This window comes from Prauserella marina (assembly GCF_002240355.1).
In the GTDB taxonomy this organism is placed as follows: Bacteria; Actinomycetota; Actinomycetes; order Mycobacteriales; family Pseudonocardiaceae; genus Prauserella_A; species Prauserella_A marina.
Genome location: NZ_CP016353.1, coordinates 362,960 through 378,855, shown reverse-complemented (window position 1 = coordinate 378,855; position 15,896 = coordinate 362,960). Strand labels below are relative to the sequence as shown.

Annotated in this window: 16 protein-coding genes; 7 read left to right on the top strand and 9 right to left on the bottom strand. The window is 67.5% G+C overall.

Annotated features, from left to right (window positions below; translation table 11 throughout):
- Nucleotides 1-88 precede the first annotated feature (88 nt).
- On the top strand, nt 89-568 hold the full coding sequence (locus BAY61_RS01535) for a DoxX family protein (RefSeq protein ID WP_091801560.1): 480 nt from the start codon (nt 89-91) through the stop codon (nt 566-568).
- 127 nt (nt 569-695) lie between these two features.
- On the top strand, nt 696-2,624 hold the full coding sequence (locus BAY61_RS01530) for a M48 family metallopeptidase (protein WP_143021359.1): 1,929 nt from the start codon (nt 696-698) through the stop codon (nt 2,622-2,624).
- Between the two features lie 228 nt (nt 2,625-2,852).
- On the opposite strand, the gene BAY61_RS01525 is transcribed toward BAY61_RS01530, so the two are convergent.
- A complete protein-coding gene (locus BAY61_RS01525) occupies nt 2,853-4,400 on the bottom strand; it encodes an AMP-binding protein (protein ID WP_091801555.1) in 1,548 nt (515 codons plus the stop codon).
- A gap of 44 nt (nt 4,401-4,444) precedes the next feature.
- Entirely contained in the window at nt 4,445-5,200 is a 756-nt protein-coding gene (locus BAY61_RS01520; RefSeq protein ID WP_245865676.1) for an ATP-binding protein, read from the bottom strand.
- A 14-nt stretch (nt 5,201-5,214) separates the two neighbouring features.
- Between BAY61_RS01520 and BAY61_RS01515 the strand changes: the two genes are divergently transcribed.
- Nucleotides 5,215-5,982 (top strand): LamB/YcsF family protein, encoded by a 768-nt coding sequence (locus BAY61_RS01515; protein ID WP_091801552.1) that lies wholly within the window; start codon nt 5,215-5,217, stop codon nt 5,980-5,982.
- Here BAY61_RS01515 and BAY61_RS01510 read toward each other — a convergent pair.
- The 4 genes from BAY61_RS01510 to BAY61_RS01495 form a co-directional block, all read right to left on the bottom strand.
- Nucleotides 5,979-6,965 carry an acetyl-CoA carboxylase biotin carboxylase subunit family protein gene (locus tag BAY61_RS01510; protein ID WP_091801550.1) on the bottom strand — a complete coding sequence of 329 codons (987 nt, stop codon included), beginning with the start codon at nt 6,963-6,965 and terminating at the stop codon, nt 5,979-5,981. The two genes, BAY61_RS01515 and BAY61_RS01510, sit on opposite strands and share 4 nt — an antisense overlap.
- On the bottom strand, nt 6,962-7,849 hold the full coding sequence (locus BAY61_RS01505; protein ID WP_091801547.1) for a 5-oxoprolinase subunit B family protein: 888 nt from the start codon (nt 7,847-7,849) through the stop codon (nt 6,962-6,964). Before BAY61_RS01505 ends, BAY61_RS01510 begins: the two co-directional genes overlap by 4 nt.
- A 4-nt stretch (nt 7,850-7,853) precedes the next feature.
- Nucleotides 7,854-9,359, bottom strand: a complete 1,506-nt coding sequence (locus BAY61_RS01500; RefSeq protein WP_091801544.1) for a PucR family transcriptional regulator — start codon at nt 9,357-9,359, stop codon at nt 7,854-7,856.
- 86 nt (nt 9,360-9,445) lie between these two features.
- On the bottom strand, nt 9,446-10,018 hold the full coding sequence (locus BAY61_RS01495) for a dihydrofolate reductase family protein (RefSeq protein ID WP_091801542.1): 573 nt from the start codon (nt 10,016-10,018) through the stop codon (nt 9,446-9,448).
- A 140-nt stretch (nt 10,019-10,158) separates the two neighbouring features.
- Here BAY61_RS01495 and BAY61_RS01490 point away from each other — a divergent pair, with 140 nt between their 5' ends.
- Together BAY61_RS01490 and BAY61_RS32720 are read left to right on the top strand one after the other, a co-directional pair.
- A complete protein-coding gene (locus BAY61_RS01490; RefSeq protein ID WP_091801539.1) occupies nt 10,159-11,028 on the top strand; it encodes an SCO6745 family protein in 870 nt (289 codons plus the stop codon).
- A gap of 97 nt (nt 11,029-11,125) precedes the next feature.
- Nucleotides 11,126-11,269 (top strand): hypothetical protein, encoded by a 144-nt coding sequence (locus BAY61_RS32720; RefSeq protein ID WP_170140122.1) that lies wholly within the window; start codon nt 11,126-11,128, stop codon nt 11,267-11,269.
- A 7-nt stretch (nt 11,270-11,276) separates the two neighbouring features.
- On the opposite strand, the gene BAY61_RS01485 is transcribed toward BAY61_RS32720, so the two are convergent.
- Nucleotides 11,277-12,869, bottom strand: a complete 1,593-nt coding sequence (locus BAY61_RS01485; RefSeq protein ID WP_091801536.1) for a peptide chain release factor 3 — start codon at nt 12,867-12,869, stop codon at nt 11,277-11,279.
- 62 nt (nt 12,870-12,931) lie between these two features.
- Complete coding sequence (locus tag BAY61_RS01480; RefSeq protein WP_420848765.1) at nt 12,932-13,453, bottom strand: MerR family transcriptional regulator; 522 nt, start codon at nt 13,451-13,453, stop codon at nt 12,932-12,934.
- A gap of 67 nt (nt 13,454-13,520) precedes the next feature.
- On the opposite strand from BAY61_RS01480, the gene BAY61_RS01475 reads away from it, so the two are divergent.
- Complete coding sequence (locus tag BAY61_RS01475; RefSeq protein ID WP_091801530.1) at nt 13,521-13,910, top strand: hypothetical protein; 390 nt, start codon at nt 13,521-13,523, stop codon at nt 13,908-13,910.
- Here BAY61_RS01475 and BAY61_RS01470 read toward each other — a convergent pair.
- Nucleotides 13,861-15,189: a cytochrome P450 gene (locus BAY61_RS01470; RefSeq protein ID WP_245865674.1), complete on the bottom strand. Its 1,329-nt coding sequence runs from the start codon at nt 15,187-15,189 to the stop codon at nt 13,861-13,863. The genes BAY61_RS01475 and BAY61_RS01470 overlap by 50 nt on opposite strands.
- A 30-nt stretch (nt 15,190-15,219) precedes the next feature.
- Here BAY61_RS01470 and BAY61_RS01465 point away from each other — a divergent pair, with 30 nt between their 5' ends.
- Entirely contained in the window at nt 15,220-15,819 is a 600-nt protein-coding gene (locus BAY61_RS01465) for a TetR/AcrR family transcriptional regulator (RefSeq protein WP_091801527.1), read from the top strand.
- Nucleotides 15,820-15,896 lie beyond the last annotated feature (77 nt).

The window sequence follows — 15,896 nt, the reverse complement described above, 5'->3', positions numbered from 1 at the left end:
CCCGGAAATCGCTTCCCGCGATGTCGATCCGGCTGTCATCCGTTCGACGAATGGATGACAACCGAATCCACTGGGAAGGACACCGGCGATGAACGCGACAGCCCTCACGACAAGGACCCCCGGCACCGCGAACTCGGAGCACGCCACGGCAGTGCGGCCACGCACGCCGGAAAGGGCGCGGAGTGCCGTGCTCGCCGCGACCCGCATCGTCGTGTCGTTCCTGTTCACACTGCACGGGCTACAGGGATTCGGCGCCTTCGGCGGCATCGACGGAGCCGGTACCGGGGTCCCGTTCGGTTCGTGGCCAGGCTGGTGGGGAAGCCTGCTGCACATCGTCGCGGGAGCGCTCGTCGGCCTCGGCCTCTTCACGCGACCTGCCGCGCTGTTGTGCTCGGGCGCCATGGCTTACGCCTATTTCACGGTGCACCAGCCGATGGCGTTGCTGCCCCTGCAGAACCTCGGCGAACAAGCCGCGTTATACAGTTGGATCTTCCTACTGATCGCGGTGATCGGTCCTGGTTCGATGGCGCTTGACAATCTGCGCCGCCGGCACAGGACACAACACTGAGCTGTGTTTTGGTTGCGCAGAGCCACAATTGCCAAAATCAACGCACGCTGAGGAACCATCGCCACCCCTTGGCCGTCCTACGGCCGAGGGGTGTCCGTTTGTCTGAACCTGGCCTTGGGAGGTCGGCGTGCGTGGCTCGATACGCGCATTCCTCGCTATAGCACTACTCGTCCTGTTCCCGTTCTTCGTCGTGGGGCTCGGCGTCACCGGCATCGTTTTCGGTTTCGTCACCGGCCACCGGACCGGGATCTACATCGCGATTCTGAGCTTCGGCATGATGCTGGCGCTCTCGCTCGCACTCGTACAGGCGCTGCGCACGAAAATGAAGCCGCCGGAGGGTGCCGTCATGACCCGGCACGAGCAGCCGGGGCTGTGGCGGCTCGTGGACGAACTGGCCGCACGGGCCCAAACCCGGCCGCCCGATCACATCGTGCTCGTTCCGGAGATCAACGCCGCCGTTTCCGAAGACGCGAGAGCACTCGGTCTCAAGCCGGGAACGCGGTACATGATGATCGGCCTTCCTTTGCTGGCCGGCTTGAACGTGTCGGAGTTGCGCTCGGTACTCGCCCACGAACTGGGGCACTACGGCGGTGGGCACACCCGGCTGCTCGCGGTGAGCTACCGGGGCGCGGAAACGTTGGGGCGCACCGTCTCGCGGCTCGACAGTGGACCCGCGCGATGGATTCTGAACGTCTACTCGTGGTTGTACGCGGTGCTTTCACGCTCGGCCAACCGCGCTCAGGAATTGCAGGCCGACGCGTATTCCGTCGCCGCGGCCGGACGGATGACGGCCGCATCGGCCCTTCGCAAGATCGCCACCATGGATCTCGTGTGGGAGGCATTCGCCGAGCGCTATCTTCGCCTGCCCAGCACGGCGCGGCGCACTCCGGACATCCTGCTCGGATTCCGCTTGTTCCTCGACCACCCCAACCAGCAGCGGGCACTCGCCGAAATCGAGCCGAAGGTACTCGACTCCCAGCCGAGCTCGCTGCTCGACTCGCACCCGACCATCCGGCGCAGGATCGCCGCGATCGAGGCGCTTCCCGACGTCCCCGTCATGCCCGACACCCGCCCGGCGTGGATGGTCCTGACCAATGCCGCGCAGGTGGTCCCTGCCGCCGAGACGCTGCTCTACATCAACGGCGAACTTGGCCCCAAGGCGAGCTGGGAGGAAATCGTGCGGCTCGCCGGTGCCAAGGATTCCGAGCACGGCGCACAGCTGCTCGCGAAGGCCGCCAACGCGTCGGGGGCGGCGCCGAGCGGGACTCTCGGCGAGATCCTGCAAGCTGTGCACCGGGGCGAAGCACCCCGCATCATGCAGCCGCTGCTGAACGGCGGCGGCGACCCGCAGCAGATGCGGCAGGCGATCGGTGAGGGACTTACCGAACTGCTCGGTGACGTCATCGTCTGCGCACTCATCTCACAGGGAAAGGCGAGGCACGAACTCGACTGGGGCGGCGGCTGGCGCGTCGTGGGGCCCTCGGGTGTGATCGACGTCAGGCAACTCGTGACGCCAGCCGTGGCCAACCCGGCGGTGATCCCGCAATTCGTCCAGCACCTCACGACGATGGGGGTGCCGCTGGACTTCGTGAGGGTTCCGGACGCACAACCCCAGCAGCCACAGCAACAGCAAGGTTCGGCACAGAACTTCCCCGAACTCCTTGCCGTCGCGCCGGTCATCACCGCGTTCAAGAAGAACTGGGACGTGTTCGTGACCGAGGCGGGCCTGCTGTTGGTTCCGCTCAAGACGGGCAAGATGGCTGGGCAGAATCTGGCAGGGCTCGTCGGCCAGGGCGGGCAGGCCCTGCGCAAGCGCATCACCGAACTGCTCGAACTCGGCGCACCGGCGCTCTTTCAGCAGCAGGGCGTCCAGTGGCTTGCCACGACGACGATCCTCGGTGGCGACAAGAAGAAGTTCTTCACCGGCGGCGGCAAGGTCGCGCTCCAGTTCGCGGGAGGGGAAACGGCGACACTACGCACCCAGGTCGACGAATCCTACGAGGCGCTGGCCGAGTACCTCGATTCGCTGCGACAGGGCGCTCCGGTCAACCGGTGACGGTTCAGCGTGGTTGCCGTGTCTCGCTCTTGAGGGCTGTCTGCCCGGCCCTGTCGTCAGCCACGAACGCGAGTGCGAGCCCTATTCCGATTCGTCAGGCGACTATTCGGATGGGTGGAACGGGAAGCGACCACCTGAAACGCGCCGACCTCGAACCGGGAAGTACCTCACTCGGCCTCCGGGAATATCATTCCGATTTGCAGCGGTTTTTTGAGAGGACGAGCCGCGCTATCGGGCGCTTGATTCCCTCGCCTGTTCCCGCAACACGTACTTCCGGACCTTGCCCGTCGACGTCTTCGGCAGCTCGGTGAACTCGACCGAGTGCGGCGCCTTGAAGCGCGCGAGCCTGCCGCGAACGTGCTCGATGATCTCCGCCTCGGTGGCGACGGCCCCTTCGTGGAGCGTCACGAACGCGGCGGGTACCTCGCCCCAGTGCTCATGGGGAACGGCGACGACGGCGGCCTCCAGCACCGCGGGATGATCGGCTATCGCCTGCTCCACCTCGACTGAGGCGATGTTCTCCCCTCCCGAGATGATCACGTCCTTGCTGCGGTCCTTGAGTTCGACGTAGCCGTCGGGGTGGAGCACGCCGAGATCGCCCGTCCGGAACCAGCCGTCCGGCGCGGCGAGCCTCGTCGCCTCCTCGTCCTTGAAGTAGCCGAGCATGACATTGTTGCCGCGCAAGGCGATCTCGCCAATCGAGACACCGTCGGCAGGCACGTCCTCACCGTCGAACCCGATCACCCTCGCCATGCAGGCGATCATGTTGCCGACTCCCTGCCTCGCCTTGAGTCTGGCTTGCTCCCCAGGGCAAAGGCCGTCCCACTCCGGCCGCCAATCGCAGATCATCGCGGGCCCGAAAGTCTCGGTGAGACCGTAGAGATGGGTCACGTCGAACCCAAGCTCCCCCATCCGCCGCAGGATCGCCGGGCTCGGCGGCGCGCCGCCCGTCGCCACCCGCACCGTGCGCGTCAGCGGCTCGGCTTCCTTCGCGTAAGCCAGCATCGACAGCACCGTGGGAGCACCGTTGAGGTGGGTGACACCCTCGTCGCCGAGCAGCCGCCACACTTCGGACGGCTCGACCTTCGGCAGGCACACGTGCGTCGCGGCGGCTGCCGTCACCGCCCACGGAAAGCACCAGCCGTTGCAGTGGAACATCGGCAACGTCCACAGGTGAACCGAAGAAGGGGTGAGTCCCGTGTGTCCAACCATGGCCAGCGCCTGCAAAAAAGCACCGCGATGGTGGTACATCACGCCTTTCGGCTTGCCGGTCGTGCCTGATGTGTAGTTAATCGAAAGCAGCGCGCGCTCGTCGTCGGGGGCGAGCGCGAGCGGGGAGGCGGAGGTGAGCAGTTTCTCGTACTGCTCGCCGACGCACACCGTCTTCGGCCGAGTGCTCGACAGGGCGAGCGCGGCACCGGCCACCTCTTCGAAAACCGGGTCGTAAATCAGTACCCCGGCCTCGGAATGGTCGAGAATGTAGGCGATCTCGGCCGCCGCGAGCCTGGTGTTGATCGCCACCAGCGGCACTCCTGCCCACGGGACGCCGAAGTTCGCTTCGAGCAGCACGTGGGTGTTGGGCGCGAGTACCGCGACTGGCTTGCCATCCGCGAGCGGCGCGAGGCCACCGGCGAGTCTCCGGCAGCGCTCACGCAGCTCGGCGTAGGTCCAGCGCAGGTCGCCGTCGACGACGGCGACCCGGTCACCGTGAGCCGATGCGGCCCGATCGAGAAACGAGACGGGGGTCAGCGGCTCGAACGAAAGATCACCCGGCATGCACCGAGCTTCGACCTTTCCCAGGGGACGGTCAATGCTCCGATCTAGCCGAGCCGTTCTTCCAGCCATCGCGTGTGTACAGGGCCGCCGATGAGTTCCCGGTCGCCGAGCAGTTCGCCGTGCAGACTCGCCGTACTGCTGACGCCCTCGATCCGCAGCTCGGCAAGCGCTTGCCTCGCCCTGGCGAGCGCCTGCCGCCGGTCGGCGCCCCAGCAGATCAACTTCGCCAGCATCGAATCGTAGAAGGGGCTGATGCGGTCGCCCGCGACGAACCCACTGTCCACCCTGACCCCGGGACCGCCGGGAAGGTCGAAGCGCGCGAGTTCGCCGGGGGTCGGCATGAAGTTGTTGCCGGGATCCTCGGCGTTGATCCGCAACTCGACGGCCGCGCCCTCCAGCGCGATGTCGCTCTGTGCGAAGGAAAGCCGTTCACCACCCGCGATGCGCAACTGCTCGGCGAGCAGGTCGACGCCCGTGACGACCTCGGTGACCGGGTGTTCGACCTGGATCCTGGTGTTCATCTCCATGAAGTAGAACTCGCCGTCCGGAGCGAGCAGGAACTCGACGGTGCCCGCGTTGCGATAGCCGACGTATTCCGCGAGCCGGACCGCGGCCGACGTGATCGCGGCGCGGAGCGTGTCACCAAGATCGGCGGCGGGCGCCTCCTCGAGCCACCCTCCTCGATGTTGCGGGTTTGGAACACCTTCACCTCGGCCGCGCCCCGCGCCTATTGGCCGGTTTGGACAGCGACCCTGCCCGCCATTGTCCAAACCGATGAATTGCCGCGCCCGCTCTGACACCGCAGGGTGAAGAGATGAAGACGGTGATCGATCTGAACGCCGACGCGGGAGAGAGCTTCGGGCGCTGGCGGCTCGGCAATGACGAGGCACTGTTGCCGCTGGTCAGCTCCGTCAACGTCGCCTGTGGCTGGCACGCGGGCGACCCGGCGACGATGCGCACGTCGACGCGGCTTGCCGCCGAGGCCGGTACCGCGCTCGGCGCCCACCCCGGCCTTCCCGACCTCGCCGGTTTCGGGCGCAGGGCGCTCGCGCTCTCCCCGAGCGAGGCCGCCGACGCGTGCCTGTACCAGTACGGCGCGTTGCGCGGCTTCGCCGACGCGATCGGCGCCGAGATCACGCACGTCAAACCGCATGGCGCGTTCTATGGCCTGACCATGCGCGATCCCGCCGTCGCCGACGCGGTCGCCGAGGCGGTCGCCTCGGTGTCCCCCGAACTGATCACGGTGCTGCTCGCCGGTCCGACCGCCGACCGGGTCGCCGCGCGGGGGTCGCGCGTCGCGAGGGAAGCGTTCGCCGACCTCGAATACGACGAGGAAGGCAACATCATCATCGAACCCGACCCGCTGCCAAAGGATCCCAGGGCGTGCGCCGACAAGGCGTTCGGCATCGTCGAGGGCAGGGTCGCCTCGACCTCGGGAACCTGGCTCGACGTCGATGCCGACACCATCTGTGTGCACGGCGACCGGCCCAACGCGGTCGAGATCGCCACGGCGATCAGGGAGCGGTTCGCAGCCGAGGGTGTGCGCATCGCCCCCATGCGCGAGGTGCTTTCCGGGCGTTAAAGGCGTTCGAGGTGCCTCGGGTCCAGCGGATACTCGACAAGGCGGGCGAGCGCACCGGCCTCGTCGATGTCGATTTCCCTGAACCGCACCGTGTCGGTGCCCGGCCGCAGTTGGCCTGCCTTCCACAGACTCGCGCGGGCGAGCGTGGCGACGACGGTGAATCCGCCTGACGTCGCTCCGTCGGGGCCGAGGATGGTCGGCACGTCGCCGTTGACGATCACCCCGCCGAACGGGAAGCTGCCGTCGAGCACATTGGACGGATGGTCGCCCGCTACCCCGCCGTCACTTCTCGCCCACGCGAACCGGTGGCGGTTGAGCGGTACCGCGAGCCGGTTCGAGGTCAGGTTCACCCGCCAGGTGAGTGACGTGAAATCCCGCCAATCCCGCGCGGTGAGGAATTCCGGGTCGGCGTGTGGACCACGCAGTACCTCCAGCTCCCAATGCCGGTGGTACGCGGGCCGCAACACCTGCGGGAGGCGCAGTCGCGGTCCCGGTTCCGCCGAGGTGGCCAGCACGTCGCCTCGGATGAGCTCCCTGCCTTCCAGCCCTCCGATGGCACCGCCGGTGTGCAGTGCGCGCGAGCCGAGCACCGTGGGCACGTCGAACCCGCCGCCGGAAACCGCGAGGTAGAGCCGGAATCCCCTGCCCTTCGTACTTCCGGCCGACACGATGTCGCCCGGGCGCACCTCGACGCTCTCCCACAGCGGCAGCGGCGCGCCGCCCAGCGTCGGCGAGGCGCCTTCGGCGCCGCACATGGCGATGAGGCCGGTGAAGTGTGCCCTCGCCGTGAAGCGGCCCGCGGGAATCTCCAGCGCCGCGCAGCCTGGTTCGTTGCCGACCAGCACGTTGGCGATCCGGAAGGCAAGACTGTCGAAGGGCCCCGAAGGAAAGACCCCCATCGACTGCAATCCCACCCTGCCCGGGTACTCCTGCACGCTCACCTGGGTACCCGCGTCGAGTATCTCCAGCGCCGACTCCGTCATCGCGACCCCAGGTAGTCGGCGATGGTCAGCGGCGCGTCCTCCACCCGGTAGCCGTAGCTGCCGTCGAACACCGATCTGCGTGCGGCGAGCAGTTCCTCCTCGTCGACCCTGGTGAACACCACGCGGTCACCCGCCCTGAGCAGAAACGGATCCCTGACGAAGACCTCGTTGCTGCCGAGCGGGTCGTAGACGGGAAGGGTGCGGCCGAAGAGCTGGAAACTACCTGGCGAATCGACGGGATAGATCGCGACGCACGGACCGCCGATGCCCACCGCGCCGGAAGGAGTCCACGCCCTCGTCGGGTTGTACTTCGGCGCCGAAAGGGCGGGCCCGCTGAGCGAGAACAGGAACGGCAGTCCAGGAGAGAAGCCGTTGAAAGCGGCCCACCACTCGGTGCCGAGAATGGCCTCGTAGAGCGCTTCCGGGCCGCTGAGGCCGTTCTGCTCGACGAGGTAGCCGATGTTGCCGTCCTCCCCGGTGTAGGGCGCGTCGCCCCTGATCGTCGTCACATACCTGTGCACGGCCTTTCTCGTCGCCGAATCGTCGAAGGCGATGGGCAACACGACGCGCCTGCTCGGCACGGTCAGTTCCGAGATCTCCGGCTGCCGCTCGTGCAGCGCGACGAGATGCGCGACCACCTCGGCCCGGTTGGCCTGCCCTTGATCGAACCGCACGAGTATCGAGCGCAACCCCGCCGCGGCCTCGGCGAACCCCGGCGGCGGGTCGTCGGTGAGCGCGCCGAGCGCTCCCACCACGAAGAAGTTCAACCGCAGATCAAGTTCATGCTCGCCGTACTCCACGAGCACGTACTGCTCACCTGCCTGCCGGTAGGTCGCTGACGGCCTTCCTCCTTTGCCGTCGACCCTTTCGATGACGGTGCTCACCGGGTCAGCTCGCTTCCCGCATCCGCAGCGCGAGCCACAACTCGGCCCTCGCCGTCGGATCGTCGAGGTCGGCGTCGAGCAGTTCGGTGATGCGCCGCAACCGGTACCGAAGAGTGTGCCGGTGGATGCCCAGCGCCGTCGCCGACGCGTCGACGTGCCCGTTGTTGCCGAGGAAGACCCTCAGCGTGGAGATCAGATCCAGTTTGGACCTGGTCGCGTGCCGTTCGAGCGGTTCGAACATCGCGTCGGCCCAGCCACGGGCGCCGGGATGATCGAGTTGCGCGAGCAGTCCGGCCGTCGCGATGTCCCTCGCGAGCACGAGTCGTTCGGTACCTCGGGTCGTCCCGAAGAAGACCGACCTCGTCCTGCGGAACGCGTCGGGCACATCCGGTAGCAAAGCTCCCTCGCTCGCGACGCCCCTCGATCCGGCGACCTTGTGCAGGACCTCCTCCACCGCCTGGAGGTCGCCTTCGGCGACGGGGAGCAGCACGACGACGCTGTGCCGGTCGTAGCGCGCGACGAGCGCACCGCACTGGTCGAGACCGTGGTGTCGTTCGGCTTCCCTGAGCAAGACGGGCAGGTCGCCGGGTTCGCAACTGAGCATCGCGACCCTCACCGTCCCCTCCGGCAGCGGGACGCCAAGCGTGTCGGCCGCGGCCTCGGCGAGGTCGGCGTGCCCGGCGACGACGAGCCTCAGCACCGCGAGATTGGCGTTCCTGCTCGCCTCCCTCGACTGCTGCTGACCGGCCAGGTCGAGCGCGAGCAGCCCGACGGCGCTGGCCAGCACGGAATGCTCCGCCGCGCGAAGCGGGCTCGGTCGCCCTGCCGCGAGGTAGCCGGCGACGCCGCCCTTCGTTCCGATGGGAAGGACGGCGACCTGGTCGTCCCTGATCGCGAGCGAAGCCGCGTGCAGCGGCGATCCCGGCGCGAGCTTGCCGAGGTCGGTCCGCACGCTCGCGGCGTGCTTCCTCGCGCCGTGCGGCGCGCTGTGCAGGGTCGTCCCCGACTCGTCGAGCAGCAGCACCCAGCCTTCGAGTGCCTTCGCCAGCTCGCCGACGACAGCACTGGGGCCGCCGGAGGACAGCGCGGCCGTGATCAATTCCCGTTGCGTCGTCAACGCGGTGGCCAGCGCGTCTTCCTGCGCTCTCGCGATCGCCTCGGCGACGGCTTCGCCGATAGCGATGAACGGGGTCGGTTTGGGGACCTCGATGAGCGGCAGCTCGTGCGCACGCGCAGCGGCCACCAGCGCGGCGGGTACCTCGGAGTGCCCGAAGCCGACGCCGAACCCGAGCGCCGCGATTCCCCTCTCCGTGAGCCGCGGGACGTAGTCGGCCCACTCCAACGGGTCGAGGCCCGTGGTGAGCAGTAGTTCGCCACCGGAGAGAAACGGTGTCGGGTCTGCGAGCTCGCTGGCGTGAACCCACCTGATGGGGCGAGCCAGGTCGGCGTCGACCAGCGAACGCAGGCCCAGCTCGCCGCGGTTCAACAACCACTGCACTGTCGGTCGCATCGAGCCTCCCGCCAGCAGTCTCGCATCACCCGCGAGTCCCCCGCCCAGGACGCCGAGATCCGCACTCAGGACATCGAGATGCCCATTCAGGACCGCTGGGGCCGGTAGGTGTGCAACACGTTGCCCGACTCGAACGACCTTGTCGCCACGAGATCGAGGCGCGCGGGAGAAGGCAGCCCGGCAAGCACCGGCGTTCCAGCCCCGAGCACCACCGGCATGACCATGAGCCGTAACTCGTCGAGCACCCCCTCGGCAAGCAGGTGAGCGGTCAGCACCGAGCTGCCGAAGATGCCGATGTCCTTACTGTCCCCGTCGGCCAACTCGCGCCGCAGCGCCGCGAAAGCACCGGGAAGGTCGTCGCGAACGATGCGCGTGCCCTCCCACTCCGCCTTCGGCAGGGTCGTCGACACGACGAGTCTCGGCTTCGCGTTCATGCGTCCCGCGACCTCGGGATCCTCCTTTGCCGCGAGTTCCGTCGGCCAGAAGGAGGCCATCAGCTCATAGGTCACCCTGCCGAAGGCAAGCGCACCGGTGGCATCGAGCTGTTCGACCGAGAACCGGTCGAACGCCTCGTCGACGTGATGCCAGCCGATGTCCCCTCCCGGCGCCTCGTGGTAGCCGTCCGCGCTGACCGCGATGAACGAGTACAGCTTTCCCATGGCACTTCTCCTTGTGGTTCAACCGATGCTGTGGAGTCAGACCGGCCGTCACCGGGAAACTCATCGCTCGGAGCCGAATCAAGTTCTGGCCCGGCTCGGGCAAAGATCGCTAAGCTTGGCGCGGCACCGAGGAGGATGCGATGCACAGGCGTACGGCACGAGCGCTGTGGGAGTTTTACGAACCGGTACACGACGTCACGTATTTCTCACCGGAAGCACGCGCCGCCGCCGATACCATTGGCATGCAAGGCTTTTACATGGGTTACTTCGCGATGCGGGCCGCGCCGCTCGGCCAGGTACCGCCCGCCGTCGTGACGAGCTGCTTCTACGTCTTCCACGACGACCGCGTCGCGAGGGCGTTGCCTGATGCCTGGAACCGGACGAGCCCTCAGGACGCGCTGGACGCGCGGCTCACGGGTGCGGGGGCCGCGCTGCGGCGCATCCTCGGGGAAGCCGCCGACAGCGACGGTATCGCCGAGGCCGCGGACCTCGCCTGGCGCGCGGCCGAGTCAGCCGATTCGCGAGGCAGGGTGCTCGCCGCGGCCAACCAGGCACTCGACCGGCCCGACCAGCCGATTCTCGCGCTGTGGCAGGCGTTGACCACGCTGCGCGAACATCGCGGCGACGGTCATGTCGCCGCGCTCGTCGCCGCCGATGTCGGCCCTGTCGAAGCGATGTTGCTGAAAGCTCACGTCGGCGAGGCCGACTCCGAAACCCAGCGGACGGTCCGGCGCTGGAGTGAGGAGGAATGGGCGCACGGCACCGCCGAGCTGCGCGCTCGCGGGTGGCTGAACGTCGCCGACCGGCTCACCGAAGCGGGAAGGGCCGCACACGACGAGATCGAGCGCCGCACCGACGACGCGGCCCTGTCACCGTGGCAGGCACTCGGCGGCACGGACACCGAGCGGCTGGCCGAGCTGCTGGCACCGATCGCGGAAGCGGTGCGATCGAGCGGCGTGCTGCCCGAGCACAATCCGGTCGGCCTGACCTCGGGAACCCCACTGCGGTGACCACGTCACGTGACAGGACGGTCATCGACCGCTCATGGCGGTAACTCCCCGGGTCTGCTCGCGATAGACCCGGTGGGAAGGAAATTGGGAGGACGTCATGCAGAGCACCACGACGCGCCATGAGGCCGAACCCGCCACAGTGGACAGTGTGGACCGCACGGATCCCGCTGACGAGGCGGTCGCGGCCGAGCTTGCCGACGACGACGAGTACGCGCCCACCATCGTGCGAGGCAGGGAGTAGGCAGGCGTCACTGGCCCGTCGCGACCAACGGCTCCAGTTCGAGTTCGGGGTGCTGGCGCAACAGGATGCGCATGGACATCTCATCCTCGAACAGCGCCAGCTCAGTTCCGTCCGAGCGCGTCAGCACCTCGCTGCGCCGACCGGAGTCGACGAGATTGCGCTGCCGGGAATCGCCCAGTCTGCGCACCGCGCTGTAGGAAAGCCGGTCGAGTCGCACCGGCGAGGAGAACTCGTGTTCAAGCCGGTGCGCCGCCACCTCGAACTGCATGGGACCGACCGCCGCGAACACCGGGGCGGCGTCACCGCGCAGGTCGGAACGGAGCAACTGCACGACCCCTTCCGAGGAAAGCTGCTCGACTCCCTTGCGGAACTGCTTGGCCCTGCTGAGATCCGCGGGCCGCGCGACGGCGAAGAACGCGGGCGCGAAGCTGGGAAGACCTGGAAAACGCACGGCGGGTTTGCCCGAGTACAGGGTGTCCCCCACGCGCAACGCCGACGCGTTGACGAGGCCGATGACGTCGCCGGGGTAGGCGATGTCGACCGTCGAGCGCTTTTGCCCGAAAACCTGCTGGACGTACTTGGTCGCGAACGGCTTTTTGGTGGTCGCGTTGGTGACGACCATGCCTCGCTCGAACATGCCTGAGCACACCCTCGCGAACGCGACCTGGTCGCGGTGCGCGGGGTCCATGCCGGTCTGCACCTTGAACACGAACGCGGAGAACTCGGCGTCCAGCGGGCGGATGTCGCCGTCGGCGTCCGCCCTCGGCGCCGGGGCGGGGGCGAGGTCGACGAGGAGGTCGAGCAGGTGCCGGACCCCGAAGTTCAGTACGGCCGCACCGAAGAGCACGGGGGTCGCCGTCGCCTCGAAGAAGCGCTCTGGCACGAATTCGCCGCCGGAAGCCGCGAGCAGTTCGGATTCCTCGACGGCCTGCGCCCACTCTGCGCCCTCGGCGGCCTGAGCGGTCTCCGCGTCCAGCCGTTCCTCCGTCGCGGCCGTCGCACCGCCGACAGTCCGGTGGTAACGCACGAACGAGCCGTCGGAAAGGTCGGCGACACCGCGAAAATGCCCAGCCGAACCCACCGGCCAGGTCAACGGCATTGGCTGTAGTCCGATGCGTTCCACGATCTCGTCGCACAGTTCGAGCGCTTCGCGACCGGGCCGGTCCCACTTGTTGATGAAGGTGATGACGGGGATGCCCCTGTGCCGACAGACGTCGAACAGCTTGAGTGTCTGCGGTTCGAGACCTTTCGCGGCGTCGAGCAGCATCACCGCCGAGTCCACGGCGGACAGCACGCGGTAGGTGTCCTCGGAGAAGTCCGCGTGGCCAGGGGTGTCCAGCAGGTTGATCACAGTGTCGCGATAGGAGAACTGGAGCGCGGCCGAGGTGATGGAGATGCCGCGAGCGCGTTCCATCTCCATCCAGTCGGAGACGACGCCCTGCCTTCCCGACTTGCCGTGGACCGCGCCCGCCTCCGAGATGACCTTCGCGTGCAGCGCCAGCGCCTCGGTGAGGGTGGACTTTCCCGCGTCGGGATGGCTGATCACAGCGAACGAGCGTCGCCTCGTCGCTTCCCGCACTACCTCTACCACGCCGTCCATCCACCCCTGAATTTACCCATAGAGAGTGGACTTTACTCTCCCGCGAAGTGCGCCGAGGTACCTCACCCCGCCCGCGCGGTGCGCGGCGGCGGCTCGCCGAGCCGTTCCCTCAACGTCGCCGCGAACGCTTCGGCGGTGCGCAGGGTGTCTCGTAGTTCGGCGCAGCGTTCCTCGGCGACGACGCTGAACTCCCTGAGTCGTTCCCGCTGGTCCTCGCGAACCGCGGTAGGGCACGCGCCTTCGGACGGCTCCGGATAGAGCAGGTCGAGCAGTTCCCGTACCTCGTCGAGGAGGAAACCGAGCGGCTTCATTCTCCTGACCAGATTGAGCCGAGCCAGATCCGGCTCGGTGTAGAGCCGGAAACCGCCCTGGCTTCGCGCGCTCGGTGTGACGACCCCGACCTCTTCGTAGTAGCGGATGGTGCGCAATGACAGACCTGTGCGGGCGGCAACCTCGCCGATCTGCATGTGCTCGACCACCGCGACAACCTCGCTTCCGCCTTGCCGGTGCCATAAACGGTACAGGCTCGGTGGCTGTGCGTGCTCAGCGAATACCGCTCCGCACTTGTCGTCCACAGTGGACATCGTCCGACGTCGGCCGAAGCTGTCGTGTCGAGTACCTTTCCCTAACGTTAAGGTAGGATTCGGGCCCGTGAACCCGCACCGTTTCGCGTCCGTGGAGGCCTACAACGCCGCCTTCCCCGACTGCGCATTCCCCGCCGATCCCACCAGCCGCAACAACCTCAGGGGTTACCAGGCTGCGATGAACGGCATCACCGACGACGTGACGGGCACCGAAGCCTCGCTGACCATCGACTTCCTCCCCGGCGGCGCGCCGAGCCCTGCCGAAGAAGACAGGGTCGGCACGGTGGTCGCTTCCCGCTGGGGCGAAGGTCCGCTACTGGTGCTCGCCGAACAGGTCTCGTTGCGAGCGGCGTGGAAAGCCATCACGGAGTCGTGGCCGACCCGGCTTTCCGAAGTACGAACCGCCGTCAGCCGCCTGCGAGCGCAACCGGCAACTCGGCCGGACCACGCAGGTTGATCCTTCCGTTCCAGGTCACCTCTCCAGCGAGCGCGAGGCCAGGGAAGCGAACCGCGAGTCGTTCGAACGCGATCCCTGCCTCAAGCCTCGCGAGCGAGGCGCCGAGACAGTGGTGCACGCCGGCACCGAAGGAAACGTGGTGGCGTGCCCCTTCCCTTTCCACCCTCAACTCTTCCGCGTCTTCTCCCCAGTAACGCTCGTCGCGGTTGGCCGAAGCCAGCAACGTCAACACGAAGACTCCCGCCGGGATCTCGGTCCCGCCGACGACGACCGGCTCCGTCGTGATCCTTCTGCTCTGCTGGACGGGGCTGTCGTAACGCAACAGTTCCTCGACCGCGCCTGGCACCAGTTCGGGCTTGTTCTTGAGCAGCGACCACTGACCTGGCTCTCGCAGCAACGCGAGCATTCCGCCTGCCAGCAGGTTGACCGTGGTTTCGTGGCCCGCGATGTAGAGCAGCAGCGCTTGGGCGACCAGTTCCTCGTCGTCGAGCACGTCGCCGCCCTCTTCGGCCTGGATCAACGCGGTGAGCAGATCGTCGGCTGGATTCTTGCGCTTCCACGCGATCATCTCGCCCACGATGCCTCGCAGTTCCTCGTCCGCCGCGTCGATGGCGCGCATCAACTCGGGATCGAGTACCGGTTCGAGCGAGCGCACGATGAGCCCGCTCAGCTCTCGCACTCGCTCGTGGTCGGTCGGCGGGGTGCCGAGCATCTCGGCGATCACCGCGAACGGAAGCGGGAAAGCGAACGAGGACACGAAGTCGACGGCTCCGCGCTGCTCGGCGGCCTTGTCGAGCATCGTGTCGACGAGTTCGGTGACCCGTGGCCGCAGCGCCTCCACCGATCTCGGCGTGAACGCCTTGGAGACCAGCCTGCGCAGCCGGGTGTGATCGGGCGGATCTCTGTCCAACATGGACAGACCGTCCATGCGAGGAGAGCGCTCCCCGAACACCTGCTGCTGTAGCGCGGCCAGCGGCCCCGTCGCCGGGGCGAGATTGCGAACCTCGACGGACGCCCCCGACCGCAGCAGCGCGGAGACGTCCTCATATCTGGCCACCACCCAGAAACCGAGCGGATGCTCGTAGACGGGCGCCGTCTCTCTCAGCACGGCGTACTGCGGGTAGGGATTCTCGACGAAACCGTCCTCGAAGGGGTTGAACAGCGGTGACTCCTGGGCGGGCGGTGTACTCGTGCTCCTCGCGCTCGTCATTTCGGGCTCCCTCGGGTCGCCGGGCCCGTCGGTGCGGCCCGTCAGATTCACCTGCACCTTGTTGGTCACATACACGGTGTATGTGGTTAGGCTCAGCGTATGCCTCCTGTCAAGAGCCGCCGCGAGATGTACTCGGAAGCGACAAGGGCCGCGCTGCTCGACGAAGCGACCACGCTGTTCGCCGAGCGCGGCTACAACGGAACCTCACTTGAGGACGTCGCCGTGGCGACGCAGGTGACGAGAGGCGCGGTGTACCACCACTTCACGGGCAAACTCGCGCTGTTCGAAGCGGTGCTCATCGAACAGGAAAGGGCGGCCATGGCGGCGGTGGAGAAAGCCGCGACGGCGAGCAACCCCCTCGAAGCCGCGCTACAGGCGCTCGGCGCGTTCCTCGACAGGGCATGCGAACCCGTCTACAGCAAGCTCTGCTGGCAGGAAGCTCCGACCGCGCTCGGCCACCAGCGGTGGAAGGAAATCGAGGAGCACTACGCCTACGGCGTCGTGGAGCGGTTCATCGAACTGCTCATGGAAGCGGGACACCTCGAACGCAAGGCGCGGGAAACCACGACCCAGTTCTTCTTCTGGATGCTCGGCGGAGCGGGGCTGGCGCTGGCCGGTGCGGCCGAAGCCGACAAACAACGGGTGAGGGACGAATGGTTCGACCTCATGACGCGCTCGCTGCGCGGCATGCGCCCGTGAGTCTTGCCACCCGTAGCCCCGGCGCGGTGATTCGCGTTCTCGCTTGAGGCACCCTCGCGAGAGACCGTAATCCGGTG